The organism is Sporomusa sp. KB1 (assembly GCF_007830295.1).
Lineage (GTDB): Bacteria > Bacillota > Negativicutes > Sporomusales > Sporomusaceae > Sporomusa.
The window spans coordinates 4,407,157-4,422,120 of record NZ_VLKC01000002.1 but is presented as its reverse complement, the minus strand read 5'-3'; the positions used below and the strand labels follow the sequence as shown (position 1 = coordinate 4,422,120).

Annotated in this window: 12 protein-coding genes and 1 other RNA gene; 1 reads left to right on the top strand and 12 read right to left on the bottom strand. The window is 42.8% G+C overall.

Annotated elements, in window-relative coordinates; genetic code table 11:
- Position 1: 1 nt before the first annotated feature.
- Positions 2-442, bottom strand: coding sequence for an Rrf2 family transcriptional regulator (locus SALPA_RS24400; RefSeq protein WP_145100184.1), 441 nt, complete (start codon positions 440-442; stop codon positions 2-4).
- A gap of 215 nt (positions 443-657) precedes the next feature.
- Between SALPA_RS24400 and SALPA_RS24395 the strand changes: the two genes are divergently transcribed.
- Positions 658-1,275 carry an acetate uptake transporter family protein gene (locus tag SALPA_RS24395; protein ID WP_145100181.1) on the top strand — a complete coding sequence of 206 codons (618 nt, stop codon included), beginning with the start codon at positions 658-660 and terminating at the stop codon, positions 1,273-1,275.
- 69 nt (positions 1,276-1,344) lie between these two features.
- Here the strand turns inward: SALPA_RS24395 and SALPA_RS24390 are convergent, their stop codons facing one another.
- From SALPA_RS24390 to recJ, 11 genes are all read right to left on the bottom strand, one after another.
- Positions 1,345-2,664 carry a replication-associated recombination protein A gene (locus SALPA_RS24390; RefSeq protein ID WP_370516721.1) on the bottom strand — a complete coding sequence of 440 codons (1,320 nt, stop codon included), beginning with the start codon at positions 2,662-2,664 and terminating at the stop codon, positions 1,345-1,347.
- Between the two features lie 151 nt (positions 2,665-2,815).
- A non-coding RNA gene (ssrS, locus tag SALPA_RS24385) (6S RNA) lies at positions 2,816-2,993 on the bottom strand.
- A 71-nt stretch (positions 2,994-3,064) separates the two neighbouring features.
- Entirely contained in the window at positions 3,065-4,915 is a 1,851-nt protein-coding gene (gene aspS, locus SALPA_RS24380) for an aspartate--tRNA ligase (protein ID WP_145100179.1), read from the bottom strand.
- A complete protein-coding gene (gene hisS / locus SALPA_RS24375; protein WP_145100176.1) occupies positions 4,915-6,180 on the bottom strand; it encodes a histidine--tRNA ligase in 1,266 nt (421 codons plus the stop codon). The genes aspS and hisS overlap by 1 nt, the downstream gene beginning before the upstream one ends.
- A 2-nt stretch (positions 6,181-6,182) precedes the next feature.
- On the bottom strand, positions 6,183-7,802 hold the full coding sequence (gene hemZ, locus SALPA_RS24370) for a coproporphyrinogen dehydrogenase HemZ (protein WP_255451332.1): 1,620 nt from the start codon (positions 7,800-7,802) through the stop codon (positions 6,183-6,185).
- The gene (locus SALPA_RS24365) at positions 7,762-8,211 is read right to left on the bottom strand and encodes a Fur family transcriptional regulator (RefSeq protein WP_145100173.1); all 450 of its coding nucleotides are present in this window, start codon (positions 8,209-8,211) and stop codon (positions 7,762-7,764) included. Before SALPA_RS24365 ends, hemZ begins: the two co-directional genes overlap by 41 nt.
- Before the next feature lie 5 nt (positions 8,212-8,216).
- Positions 8,217-9,269 (bottom strand): AI-2E family transporter, encoded by a 1,053-nt coding sequence (locus tag SALPA_RS24360; RefSeq protein ID WP_145100170.1) that lies wholly within the window; start codon positions 9,267-9,269, stop codon positions 8,217-8,219.
- A gap of 13 nt (positions 9,270-9,282) precedes the next feature.
- The gene (locus SALPA_RS24355; RefSeq protein WP_145100167.1) at positions 9,283-9,903 is read right to left on the bottom strand and encodes an MBL fold metallo-hydrolase; all 621 of its coding nucleotides are present in this window, start codon (positions 9,901-9,903) and stop codon (positions 9,283-9,285) included.
- A 15-nt stretch (positions 9,904-9,918) separates the two neighbouring features.
- Positions 9,919-10,368 carry a D-aminoacyl-tRNA deacylase gene (gene dtd, locus SALPA_RS24350; protein WP_145100164.1) on the bottom strand — a complete coding sequence of 150 codons (450 nt, stop codon included), beginning with the start codon at positions 10,366-10,368 and terminating at the stop codon, positions 9,919-9,921.
- Positions 10,368-12,596 carry a bifunctional (p)ppGpp synthetase/guanosine-3',5'-bis(diphosphate) 3'-pyrophosphohydrolase gene (locus tag SALPA_RS24345; RefSeq protein WP_145100161.1) on the bottom strand — a complete coding sequence of 743 codons (2,229 nt, stop codon included), beginning with the start codon at positions 12,594-12,596 and terminating at the stop codon, positions 10,368-10,370. Before SALPA_RS24345 ends, dtd begins: the two co-directional genes overlap by 1 nt.
- 35 nt (positions 12,597-12,631) lie before the next feature.
- Entirely contained in the window at positions 12,632-14,683 is a 2,052-nt protein-coding gene (gene recJ / locus SALPA_RS24340; protein WP_145100158.1) for a single-stranded-DNA-specific exonuclease RecJ, read from the bottom strand.
- Positions 14,684-14,964: the final 281 nt, after the last annotated feature.

Below are 14,964 nucleotides of genomic sequence, written 5' to 3'. Positions count from 1 at the left end.
GCTACTCATCTCCTTGTCGCTTTTCTTTATCTTCCTTGCATAAATCAGCAAGAGTAATTGAATCCAATACAGCAGTGATACTATCTCTTACCTTAGCCCAGACATCACGGGTCACACAGATATCAACCCGTGAACAAAAAGTTCTGCTGGCATCATCAGCCAATAAACAGTCTACTGGGGCAATCGGACCTTCCATAACCCGGATAATGTCACCAACCGAAATTTGCGCCGGTTCTTTAGTCAATGCATAACCGCCTTGGGCACCACGTACGCTTTTTACGTAGCCTGCCTTTCTTAGTGTACCCATTAACTGTTCAAGATAATGTTCAGATATTTCCTGACGCCGGGCGACACTTTTCAGTGAAATGGCACCTTGCCCGTAATGGAGTGCCAAATCATACATCGCCGCAACACCATATCGACCCTTCGTTGACAGTTTCACAACATCCTCCCACTCCGGCTTCCCTTTTCCGACTATTATGATAGGTTTTATTTAAATAAAATATAGCAGAAATTAAAACCGTTGTCAAAGGATAATGTTCTAATTATTTCCTATATTATATATCATAATCCCGGAGAATAATCGATTCTTTATATGATTGACAGTATATTGTACCCTGTGGTATTTTTTATATATTAAATCATAGGAGGTCTTATATGAGCAATACTAATGGCAACACACAATCGGTAAAAATCGTTACCGCTGATCCAGGTGGCTTAGGTCTGTTTGGGTTAGCAATGGTTACTCTGGTGGCTTCGTCGCAAAAACTTGGTTGGACTACCGGCCTTGCTTTTGTCATTCCCTGGGCTGTATTTTTAGGTGCTATTGCGCAATTAATTGCCAGCTTCAATGATTTTAAACACAATAATACGTTTGGCGCAACAGCTTTTGCCGCGTATGGTCTGTTTTGGCTGGGGATAGCCACTAGCTGGTTGATTAAAATGGGGGTTTTTGGCGCAGCATTAGCCGCTGATGTTAATGGTGCACAACTTGGAATTGCATTTATAGGGTATTTCATTTTTACTGTCTTTATGACTATTGGGGCTATGGAAACGCATAAAGTTCTTTTTATTATTTTTTTCCTGATCGATTTTTTATTTCTCGGTTTGGCGGCAGATGCCTTTGGTTTAGGGCATATCTGGCACACGATCGCCGCTTGGGCTGAATTCTCTATTGCAATTGTTAGCTTTTATGGCAGTGCCGCTGCTACCCTGAATACACATTTCGGCAAACAATTTTTGCCCACTGGTAAGCCTTTTGGTATTTTTAAATAATTTTACTTGAAATTTTACTTACATAAATGAATGCCCCCGCAGTTGCGGGGGCATTCATTTATTCACTGCTTACCTTTTTTGTTTAAGTTGCTTGAGCCGCTCAGCAAAACTAGCTTCAAAGCCATGAGCTTTGGGTTGATAGTAATCGCGATCGCGTAATTTGTCAGGCAGATACTGTTGCTCAACAAAACCATCTTCATAATTGTGAGGATACAGATAACCTTTACCGCTGTCAAGCTTACGAGCGCCGGCATAATGAGCATCACGAAGGTGCAACGGGATACTGCCATAATCTATCTGGCGAACATCCTCAATCGCTTTGTCAACAGCTACATATGCCGCATTGCTTTTGGGGGCGCAGGCTAAGTAAGTTACAGCCTGCGCTAAGGGAATCCTGCCTTCCGGCATACCGATGAATTGGACAGCCTGAGCTGCCGCCATGGCTACTACCAGCGCTTGCGGGTCGGCATTGCCAATATCTTCTGCAGCACAAATGACTAGTCGGCGGGCAATAAATTTGACATCCTCGCCTGCTTCCAGCATTCGCGCCAGATAATGTAAGGCGGCATTAGGGTCAGAGCCACGCATACTTTTGATAAAAGCCGATACTACGTCATAGTGATTGTCACCTTTTTTGTCATAAGCCTGCAGCTTTTCTCCGGCAACTGCTTCGATGATCTCGGCAGTTATTTCTTTTGGTTTCCCGGATTCAAGCATTGCTGACGCTTGTTCAAGAATATTAATAGCGGTTCGGGCATCCCCACCGGCAATTGCTGTAATCTTAAGCAGGCTATCTTTGCTGCAGGTAATCTCCTCTTGCCCCAGGCCGCGTTCTTTGTCAGTTAGCGTCTGTTGCAAAATACCGATAATTTCCTGTTCACCCAGGCACTTTAACCGTACTACCCGCATTCGCGAAAGCAGCGGAGAATTTACCTCAAAATAGGGGTTTTCGGTGGTCGCCCCAATTAAGATGACAGTGCCGTTTTCAACATAGGGCAGTAAAACATCTTGCTGTCCCTTATTGAATCTATGAATTTCGTCGACAAATAAAATGGTTCGACGCTGCTGCGTTCGCAGGCGCTCTTGGGCACTTTCGACCACCTTCCGAATGTCTGCCGTACCGGCAGCTACCGCATTCAGTTTTTCAAAATGGCTGCCTGTTGTTTGGGCAACAATGTGAGCTAAGGTTGTTTTTCCCGTTCCTGGTGGACCATACAGAATAATTGACGGTATGTTGTCAGCTTCTATCATTCTCCGTAAAAATTTCCCCGGGCCCAAAATATCTTCCTGACCTTTGTATTCGTCAAGTGTTCTTGGCCGCATTCGAACGGCTAATGGTCTATTATCCTTCAATTGGGGTTCAAATAAGCTCTGTAAAAATAAGTCCACACTATCACCCTTTTATTCACTGCATATGTTCTCTTACTAGTATTCTATGAAAAAATGAAAAACTCCTTGATGAACAATAAATTAAACATAAATAGGCCATCACTTCCGGCTATACACCAAAAATGATGGTCTATGCTGTAAATAAAAACACTCATTCCCCACTATGCCGTATCGTCTCTGTTTTGAACCTGCCCTCGGCAGGTGGGTGCTCGCCTGCTTATTTTGTGTGTCCCCTAAAACCAGGGCATACACGCCATAACCAGAGACAGGCTCCCGCAGTAAAAGTGTTGGCTCAAAACATCGACATTCCACGCACACAGCAGGGTATGAGTGCATTTCTTAGCACGCTTTTATAGTATCAAATAAATCACGCAATTGCAATAGTTTCAATATTGGGATATTATTCCACTGCCGGAGTGATCTTATTTTTGGCAACAACAGCAGACTTGATATACAACTCTTTAAGCTGTTTCGAACCAACTTCTGACGGCGCTTGCATCATCATGTCGGAAGCACTTTGTGTTTTGGGGAAGGCAATAACATCGCGGATGGAAGCCCGTTTTGCCATTAGCATAACCAAACGATCTAACCCAAAAGCAATGCCGCCATGAGGTGGAGTACCATACTCAAAAGCTTCCAGCAGGTAGCCAAATTTATCTACAGCCTCTTCTGGACTTAAGCCAATCGCTGTAAATACCTTTTCTTGAATGCTGCGATTATAAATACGAAGACTGCCACCACCCAGTTCAATGCCGTTAAGTACCAGGTCATAGGCTTTGGCTTTAATCTTGCCGGCATCATTGCCTAAGAATTCTACGTCTTCATCGCGTGGTGAGGTAAACGGATGATGCATAGCTACCCAGCGCTTGTCCTCTTCATCATATTCAAACATTGGGAAATCAATAACCCACAAGAAGGAGAGTTTATCGGGGTCGATTAAGTTAAGACGACGACCCATTTCTAAACGGAGCTGTCCTAATGCAGCGGCTACAACTTTAGGTTTATCGGCGACAAACAAGATCAAGTCACCAGATTCAGCTTGCGTGGCAACTGTCATTTTATCAATCGTGTCTTGGCTGAAGAATTTAGTGATCGGCGATTTTAGACCCTCGTCAGTATAGCATATCCAGGCAAGGCCCTTAGCACCATAGGTAGCAACAAAATTGACTAAACCATCAAGTTCACGACGCGGGGCATTGGCGTAGCCCTTGACATTAATGGCTTTAACCTGACCACCATTAGCTAATACGGTATCAAATACTTTGAACCCAGAATCCGTAAAAACACCTGATAAGTCAATTAGTTCCATACCGAAACGAAGATCCGGCTTATCAGAACCGTAGCGGGCCATAGCCTCGTCATAGCTTAAACGAACAATCGGTGTGAGCACCTCTGCTCCAATACTCTCTTTAAAGATATAAGCAATCATTTCTTCTGTGAGGGATAAGATATCCTCCCGATCAATAAAGGACATTTCAATATCAAGCTGAGTAAACTCAGGCTGACGGTCAGCACGGAGGTCCTCATCACGGAAACAACGGGCAATTTGGAAATAACGCTCCAGGCCGCCAACCATTAATAGTTGCTTATAAATTTGCGGCGATTGGGGCAGAGCATAAAACTTGCCTGGATTTACCCGGCTAGGAACGAGATAGTCTCTAGCGCCTTCCGGCGAACTTTTAGTAAGTATTGGCGTTTCTACTTCAACAAAACAGTGCTTGTCTAAAAAGTCCCGCATTGATTTGGTTACCCGGTGTCTAAGCATAAGGTCCTGCTGCATTTCCGGACGCCGTAAATCAAGATAACGATATTTCAATCGCAAAATTTCATCAACATCAATGTTGTCTTGGATATAAAAAGGTGGTGTTTTCGCTGAATTTAATATTCTTAACTCATTGCCAAAAACTTCAATCGTACCTGTAGCCATATTAGGATTAATTGTGCTTTCAGAACGAACCTTTACAATGCCGCGTACTGCGAGTACATATTCATTCCGAACAGCCTCAGCCTTACTAAAGGCGTCTATATTAACATCAGGTGAAAATACCACCTGAACAATACCGGAACGGTCACGCAAATCAATAAAAATAAGCCCACCATGATCACGCCGTCTTGAAACCCACCCGCACAGGGTAACTTCCTGTCCGGTATGATCCTGATTCAGAGCATTGCAAGCATGGGTACGTTTCAAACCCTGCATGGTATCAAGTTTACTAGTAACTTCATGATCAACTGTCTCTATTTGTGCCATTACTTCTCCATCTCCTCTAAAATCATCGGTACCAGTGCAGTCCTGGCGATTAGTTCCTGACTGCCTGTATCCATATTTTTTACCATTACTTTCTGCGCTGCTAATTCATCTTCGCCAATAAGCGCCACAAATTTAGCGGGATATTTGTTAGCATATTTCATCTGCGCTTTCAAGCTGCGGTTCATAAAATCCATATCGGCAGCAATACCTGCGTAGCGAAGCTCTGTTAGCAACTGAAAGGCCACAGCCCGGGCCTCCGTTCCCAAAGGGGCAACAAAAACATCAATGGCGGTATTTATTGACGGCAGTAATGCCTGTTTTTCCAAAGCTAACAGCACTCGCTCAATACCGATAGCAAAGCCGATACCTGGTGTTGGTTGTCCGCCGCATTCGGCAATGAGACCGTCATAACGTCCGCCGCCGCACACTGCACTTTGTGCCCCTAAGGGTGAATACTGAATTTCAAAAGCAGTTTTTGTATAATAATCAAGCCCCCGCACTAAACGGGGATTTATCACAAAAGAAATTCCAGCTGCTGTCAGTAATTCTTGTAAGCCGGCAAAGTGACTGCCGCATTCCTCACACAGGCAATCAAGCATATGAGGAGCGCCTTGGGAATACTTGGCACAGGTTTCATTTTTACAGTCCAGGATACGCATAGGATTACGGTCATAGCGTGACTGGCAATCTGAACATAAATGAGCACGTTTATCCTGGAAAAATTCCTGTAATTTAGCTCGATACACCGGACGGCACTGCGGGCAGCCGACAGAGTTAATCAGTAATTTTAAATCACTTAATCCCAACTTATTGAGGAATGCTACCGCTAAGCTAATGACTTCAGCATCAATAGCCGGCCCCTCAGCGCCAATCGCTTCAATGCCAAACTGATGGAATTGACGGTAGCGACCGGCTTGCGGCCGGTCATATCGAAACATCGGGCCAATATAAAATAGCTTCGTTGGTTGAGGTCCGCTATAGAGCTTGTTCTCAAGATACGATCGAACAGCAGACGCCGTATTTTCAGGCCGCAAAGTAATACTGCGTTTAGCTCGATCAGTAAAGGTATACATTTCTTTTTCAACAATATCGGTGGTATCCCCGATACCGCGCAGAAAAAGTTCAGTATGTTCAAAGACGGGAGTGCGAATTTCCTGATAAGCAAAATTATGGCATACTTCACGTATTATTTTTTCAACATACTGCCAGTGTCCACTGCTGTCAGGCAATATATCTTTGGTCCCCCGGGGGCCGGTTGTCAGCATAGTTAATCCTCCTCATGGTCGCCATACAATCTTGAGAGCAAGGTATGTCTTTCGCTCAGATATATATCTAAATTTTTTATGTAGGAACCAACATCTTTGGCGTTATAGGAACTTTGCAAGCGCCAATTACTGGGGTTTACCGCCTTTGTACCAGCTGCTGGCCCAATGCCGATGATAGTCTGTCTTTCCTCCATAATTTGCATATTATACAGACAATCGGTATCCGGTTTGGCATAGCCAATGTTTTCCAGATTGCCTGTCATATACTTTTGACGGTATAAATAATAAGGATGCATATTCATATTGGCAGTATACTCTGCAGCAGTCTTAAGCATTGCCTGAGTAATTTCCTCATTAGGCAATGCCTGTCCTGTCATCGTACCAGAACTTAGTGATTCTTTGAGAATCGAACCACGTTTTAACGCCAAGGTGTGGACAGTAATATTTTCCGGATTAAGCAGCGCAATTTGCCGCATCGTATCTTCCATGTCAGCTTGGGTCTCTCCTGGCAGTCCGGCAATGACATCCATGTTTACTATCGGTATTCCTGCATGACGAATTTTAGCGAATACGTCTATTATATCCTGAACAGTGTGCCGCCGTCCAATCTGTTTTAACGTTTTATCTTGCATTGTTTGTGGATTTATACTAACTCTGTTTATGCCATATTGCCGTAAAGCATCAATTTTTTCATCGTTAATACTGTCAGGCCGACCGGCCTCAACGGTAAATTCCCTTGTTTGCGACCCACAAAGCTCTTGTCTTACCAAGGATAAAAGGGTGGACAAATCGGCTCCATCCAGACTGGTAGGCGTTCCGCCACCCACATATATATTCTCTACTGACAAATTAAATTTTGCCAGTAAGCTCGCGGTGCTCTCAATGTCTTTAGTGATTGCCCGCAGAAAGATCTCAAGTTGTTCGCGCCGGTCTGGCAGCACGTAAGCTGGGAATGAGCAATACAAACAACGGGATGGACAATAAGGTATGCCTACATAGATACTTACCTTTTTTCCTCCTGCAGGTTTATCAGGGGTAGCAATAAACGGACGCTGATGAACGGCTATGCCGGTAACAAGATCAGCTTTCACCGGTGTTGCCGCATATTCTTTTATCAGCTTGGCAACAATTTCAGAATGACTAAGCCCCTGATCTAATAATCGATGAACAATTTTGGTCGGACGAACACCGCGCAGTATCCCCCACGGTCCGGGGTTATGGCCAGTTATCTGCCGCATCAGCTTCAATACAGTAAGGCGTACCAGTCGTTTTATAAGTCCTGTTATGTCTTCCCCATCTTTATTTTTCATACTTTCCTGTGGCAGCGGACGACGCTCATATTCTGTTAGCTGATTCAGTACGGCGTTGGAATTATAACAGCTGATGGTTACTTTGACCTCTATTGTATACTCATCAGATGTAACAGCACATTTTACTAACAAACTATCAGACCGCAGTTGACTCAAAGGGGCTTCTTCCTGCCAAATGCCTGCCGCAGTAACATCAAATAGTGCCATAATATCCCGTATTGCGGCTAAAACATCAACATTAGTGCCAGTGGCAGCAGTAATCAAAAAATCCTTAATCATCACATTTCTTCCGGCATTCCTGACAATATCCATAAAACTTTACTTGATGATCTACGATGCTAAAATTGCTGTTTTGGGCGATGATATTTTCCAGGTCTTCCATTAAATCATCCGCAAATTCAATTACCCTGCCACAGGTAAGACAAATAAGATGGTGATGATGATGGGGTCTGTTGGTTTCATTAATTTCATAGCGGCTGCGCCCATCACCAAAATCTATTTTTTGCAGGATCTCAAGTTCACTTAATAATTCAAGAGTCCGATATACGGTGGCCAAACCAATATCATTTGCCTGCTGACGCACAATGTTGTGAACGTCTTCAGCACTTAAGTGTTTATCGCGATTATCGATAAACACCTGTAAAATAAATTGGCGTTGTGGTGTAAGCTTATAATCGCGGTCTTTAAACTTCTGACGTAAGCTAGATAAGTCAAAATTCATACATTTCACCTGTCTTTTTTATCATCATCAATATACCAAAGGTGGCGAAGCAGCACTTTCAGGAGCGCTGCAACCGGTACGGCTAAAATCATGCCTGTAATACCATAGAATTGGCCGCCAATTAACAGGCTGATAATTATTAGCGAAGGGTGCAAATCTATAGTATGCCCCATAATATGAGGCACAATGATGTTGTTTTCAATTTGATGAATGATTAAATAAAAAGCAGCTACTTTAATTGCCAGCACCGGTGATACCAAAGAAGCCAGTAATAAGGCTGGAATAGAGCCAATGATGGGACCAATGATCGGAATGGTTTCTGTCAGCGTGGCCAAAAGCCCTAAAACTAAGGGATAGTCCACTTTCAGAAAGTACATCCCGCTAAATACCAACAGACCAATTATAACACTGATAACAACTTGTCCTCTGATATAGTTACTTACAACAGCCGCCATTTCCTCGATTATACTAACAACTCGTTGTTGTATGGAGCGAGGAAATAGAGTAACGACACCTTCCTTAAGACTTCGCCAGTCTTTTAGGAAATAGTACGCAAGAACAGGGACAATTACCAGTTCTATGACTTGTGTTGCAAAAGAAAATACCGTATTAAAGGCATTACGGACCAAACTTACAGCATAGGAGGCTGCTCCTCCCAGTCCATTCTCAATAATCTGGCGGAAATTATCAGGTATTTGTGCCAAATCTGCCTGTTGTTGTATCAGCATAATCAAGCTTTGGATTTTGGTCACAAGTCTTGGCAAATCGCCAACAAACTTGTTAAATTCATTGATAAACGGAAACAAAACAAAGGTTGTTACCAGAGTCAGCAGGAGGCCTGTCAGGAGAAATACTAACAAGATGGCAATTCCACGGGGTAAATGAACCTGCTTTGTCCCCAAGGGGATGGCAACTACGGCATTAACAAAAGGATTAAGCACAAAGGTCACTATAATCGCTAGAATGAGGGGAAAAAAAATAGGTGTTATTTGGCTAAAAATATAGCAGCCTACTAGCAAAATAATAATTTTTATTACCACTGCAGGTGATTTAAGCATCGCAGCAATCCCCTTACTGAATAAAAGGGTTATGACTGCGTTCCCAGCCAATGCTGGTTTCCGGCCCATGACCTGGCAATACTCTAACTGTATCCGCAAGATTCATCAATTGACTTTTAATACTGTTGATGAGTTGACTGTGAGAACCGCCTGGAAAATCACTCCGGCCAATTGACTCCGCAAACAAGGTATCACCTGCAAGCAGCACCTTATCAGTCAAAAGACATATTCCGCCGGGAGTATGTCCTGGCGTATGTAAGGTTTTAAATTCAATATTGCCAATCGAAATTGTGTCGCCAGCCTTGAGCAAGCGATCAGCCGGCCGGCAGCTAAAGCTGCCACCAATATATATAGATAGGTTAAGCTGCGGATTTGTTAACATATCGGCATCTTCATGATGAATTAGGACTTTGGCACCAGTTGCCTGTTGAATAGCATCATTAGCAGCAATATGATCAGCGTGGCCATGGGTATTGATAATATAATCAACAGTAAGCCTGGCCCTGTTAATTTCAGCAAGGATAGCTTCTGCACTTCCGCCAGGATCGATTACACCGGCTTGTAAGGTTTGCTCACAGTATACTATGTAACAGTTAGTCCCAAGCTGCCCTACACCTAATTGAATTATTTTCACATCATCACTCTCCTATTAAAACAGCCGCTTACTATCCAGCAGCATTGTTACTGGTCCATGATTAGTCAAACGCACGATCATTTCAGCCTGAAACTGTCCGCAGGCTACCGTTATCCCCATGTTACGGCACAATTGCACAAAGGTTTCATAAAGTACAACTGCAGTTTGGGGCGGAGCGGCAGCATCAAAACTAGGGCGGCGTCCTTTACGGCAATCGCCGTATAAAGTAAACTGAGAAACTACCAGCAATTCCCCACTTATATCTTTAAGAGATAGATTCATTTTTCCCGCATTATCCGGAAAAATCCGTAGATTTACAATTTTTTCCGCAAGGTAATTGACATCTGCTTCTGTATCCTCCGGACCTATCCCTAAGAAAACAGTTAAGCCTGTCCCAATGGCAGCAATTTCGTGCTCAGCTACCGTTACACTGGCACAATCGGTTAATTGAACAACAGCCCTCATTAAACTCCTCCTAAGGCTTGAGTAGTGCGATGCACATTATAAACATCGGGAATCCGACGCATTTTATTTATAATGTGCTCCAACTGGCTTAGGTTGCCAATATCAATATCCATATTAATGGTGGCAGTTTTATTTTTATGCACCCGGGCATTTAGAGAACCGACATTAATTTTGGCATCTGCCGCCACCATCATAACGTCAGAGAGCAGGTTATGGCGATCCATGCCGGTGATCTCAATAGATACCCGATAAAGCGTATCACCGGGAACATCCCAGTTGACTTCAATCATACGTTCATATTCTTCCGGATTGTTCAGGATATTGAGGCAATCCGCACGGTGTACGGATACCCCCCGGCCTCTGGTAATATAACCTACAATAATATCACCAGGCAATGGATTACAGCAACGTGCCAATCTGACCATGAGTCCTGCTTCACCTTTAACTAAGATGCCATGGCTGACTTTGTTCTTGAGGCGTTTAGGTTTAAGTTCAGCCAGCATAGCCGAAACATCAGGCGTCGTCGAATTTTTTAATTCCTTTTTATATAATTCAATCAGCTTGGCTATTACTCCGTGTAGGGTAACTCCGCCATACCCCAAGCCTTCAAAGAGGTCATCTTCGCTTGAAATACTTAATTTTTTGGCAATCTCATTTAGGCGATCACCTTTTACAAGATCACGCCATTCATAGCCGAGCTTTTTACTCTCGCGTTCGATCATCTCCCGGCCTTTAGCTATATTCTCCTCCCGTTTTTCTTTCTTAAACCATTGGCGAATTTTATTTCTTGTTTCCGATGATCCAATTATATTCAGCCAGTCACGACTCGGTCCATTACCTTGCTTGGCGGTAATGATTTCAACAATATCACCATTAGTAAGCTTATATTCCAATGGCACAAGTTTACCGTTAACTTTAGCACCGACACAGCGATGGCCTACATCGGTGTGGATACGATAGGCAAAATCAATCGGAATTGATCCGGCAGGTAAATCAATAACATCACCGCGGGGTGTAAAAACAAACACTTCATCGGCAAAAACATCCATTTTTACCGTCTCAATAAATTCGCGTGGATCCCGCAAATCGCGATGCCATTCTAAAAGCTGCCTAAGCCAAGCCAATTTCTGGTCTGTATCTTTGTGGGCAGCTTTACTGCCTTCCTTATAACGCCAGTGAGCAGCAATACCATATTCAGAAATCCGGTGCATATCGAGCGTCCGAATTTGAATCTCTAGTGGCTGGCCGGATTGTCCAATAACCGTAGTATGCAGTGATTGATAGCCATTAGATTTTGGCATAGCAATATAATCCTTAAACCTGCCGGGTAAAGGCTTCCATAAGGTGTGAACAGTACCTAACGCTCCGTAACAGTCTTTTAATGAATCGACAATAATGCGGATGGCTGACAAATCATATATTTCACTGACATCCTGCTTGTGGTTTTTTTTCATCTTTTTATAGATACTGTAAAAGTGTTTGGGCCGCCCCTGGATTTCAGCGGTTATGCCAACAGAAGCAAGACGTTCCTCCATCAGCGCGATGGCGTCTGTAATAATCTGCTCACGTTCTTTACGTTTTTGTTTTACCTGTTCCACAAGCCGATAGTATTTTTCTGGTTCTAAGAATCGGAAAGACAGATCCTCTAATTCCCACTTTACATTGGAAATACCTAAGCGGTGCGCCAGTGGCGCAAATATTTCCAATGTTTCACGGGATATTTCCGCTTGTTTATGTGGAGCCATATATTTTAGAGTTCGCATGTTATGCAGTCTATCCGCAAGCTTTATTAATACAACTCGAATATCTTTAGCCATAGCCAGGAACATCTTACGATAGTTCTCTAACTGTTGCTCTTCTTTAGATTTGTACTCAATTCGATTTAATTTAGTGACTCCATCGACAAGCATAGCAATTTCGCTACCAAAATCTTTTTCCAATTGTTCTAAGGTAACTGTCGTATCCTCTACTACGTCATGAAGCAAACTGGCACTAATTGTGACAGCATCGATTTGTAAATCAGCCAGTATAGTAGCAACTCCGATAGGATGACAGATATATGCTTCTCCTGATACTCTACGTTGACCATCATGAGCACTATAAGCAAGTTGATAAGCTTTAGTAACCAATTGTACCGGCGCGTCAGGCTGGTAAGTTTTAATTTTGGCTATTATATGTTCTATATTTGGTTTATTCCTGTTTGTAACCTGGATATCGTTGTCGCTCATGACTCACCTCTTACACTAGTGCTGCTATTAAATAGTTAACTATACTGACTCAAGTACTCTTCACGCATTTTTATACTTTCCTGAAAAGCAGGAGAGTTTGTTAGGTCAAGCTTTTTAAGTGGTGATGGAGTAAGTTGAATAGTAAAAGTGTCTTGCTCTTGTGGTTCTTTTGTCAGCAAATGTAATTCCGCTAAAATAGTTAGCGCCATAGTAAGAACATGCTCTGATAAAACCACATTATAGTTGCTCGAAATCTTATTTACGATAGTTTGCAAAGAAAAATTATATTGTCCTAATTTATTATATTCTTTTAAAGTTAAATATACCTGCGCAATACAGGTACGGTCAGGGGCAATTCTATTTAGCTCGGCTTGTGTCCGGCTATCTGGCGACTGGCGTACATCATGAGCAATCAATTGTAAGTTTTTTTGTCCCTGCCACTCATTGTACTTGGGGACAAATACCAAATCTATGGCTTTATCACAGGTAAGGATTGGTGACAGTTCGGCCATATTCCAGGCAACCACATCCTTAACTGCAGCATTTTTCAATTTGAGTTTCAAATGGCGGCTTTGCTGTCCTATGAGACGTTTTTCTCTCATCTCAATGTTATGACAAGCAAATACCGGGCTGGGATTACCAAATCCATAAGGTTCAAGACTAGCCAATTGTTCAAGAAACGGAGCACTGATCTCTTCCAGGGGCAATATAGAATCAATGGTAAGAACAGGTACATAATCGGCTGTGGATAGTGTTTCGGCTGCCAAAGAATTTAGCCGTTCCCGCAACAAGGGTATGTTTGGTAGCGGTATGGACAATCCTGCTGCCTGGCGATGCCCCCCAAACTGAGTTAATAGATCAGAACAAGCAGTTAATGCTGTATACATGTCAAACGCGGATATACTGCGACAAGAGCCCTTGCCTACTCCCTCATGGATACTAATCATAATTACCGGTTTATAATATTTGTCAACTAACCGGGAAGCTACGATGCCAATTACGCCAGAATGCCATTCTTCACCAGCTAGTACCAGCACCTTGGCTGCATCTACATCTACCGTTTCAAGCTGTTCTTCCGCTTTTGCCAAAATGCTCTTTTCTATATTTTGGCGGGCTAAATTTTCCCCATCAAGCAAATTTGCCAGTTCGTGGGCATAATTAGCATCATTAGTAATTAGCAGTTCCACTCCGGCAGCAGCCTGACTAACACGTCCTACAGCGTTAAGACGCGGCGCAATGACAAAACCGATACTGCCGCTATCAATAACCTTGCCGCGTAAGCCGCATACCTCAAGCAAAGCTTTTATCCCTAAATTATCAGTAGTTTGCAGCTGTTTTAGACCTAGTTTCACCAGAACACGGTTTTCTCCGGTAAGCGGTACAATATCAGCAACTGTACCGATAGCTACAATATCAAGATAATCAAAAAATTTGGTTTCAATTCCGTAAACATGTTGCCATAATCCCTGACATAACTTGAAGGCTACACCAACACCAGCCAAATTTTTTTCCGGATATAAACATCCCGGTTGTTTGGGATTAATTATGGCCAAAGCAACAGGGAGGTCAGCTGGCGGTTGATGGTGATCGGTTATAATAACAGCAAGCTGATCGCCGATAGCCGCAATCTCCTTACTGGCACTAATGCCACAGTCAACGGTAATGATTACTTTTGTCCCAGTATTTATTAGGTTATGTAACGCCGCTGGATTAAGCCCATACCCCTCACTTTGCCTGTCAGGGATATAAAACTCCACATTAGCACCAAGTCTGGTTAACGTCTTATAAAGAATAGCACAAGCGGTAATTCCATCTACATCATAATCACCATAGATGGTAATCTTTTCTTGTATTTCAACAGCTTGAATAATTCTCTTAACAGCAGTGCTCATACCTTTTAATGCATACGGATCGGCAAAATGTTCAGCACCAGCGTATAAGAATTCATCGGCTGCCTGTTCATTAGTAATGCCACGGTTTATCAGCGCCTGCGCAATATACTCAGATATGTTAAGTTTCTGGCTGAGCTCGTTTGCCAATTGATGCTTAGCGGGAAACAATTTCCACTTTTTTTTTAGCTTAGCCATAATAACGTTTATAGACCTCCATAACAATGTACTAGAAACAATTGTAGTATACAGTGTAAAATTTTGCAACTTTAGCTGAATTTTTCTTAGTTTTTCTAAGTTTCTGTTTGGGTTCCCTGCATCATTATGATCACACCCATAAAAAATATATATTGGATTACTATTCTCGCAAAAAGTTCAATATTCCTTTAATATTCGCGGGTTGTAAAAAAAAACACGGCTTGCGCTGAGCCTTTGGCGACAGCGGAAGCCAATGCTGCACTTAATTCTGCTTTAAGAAA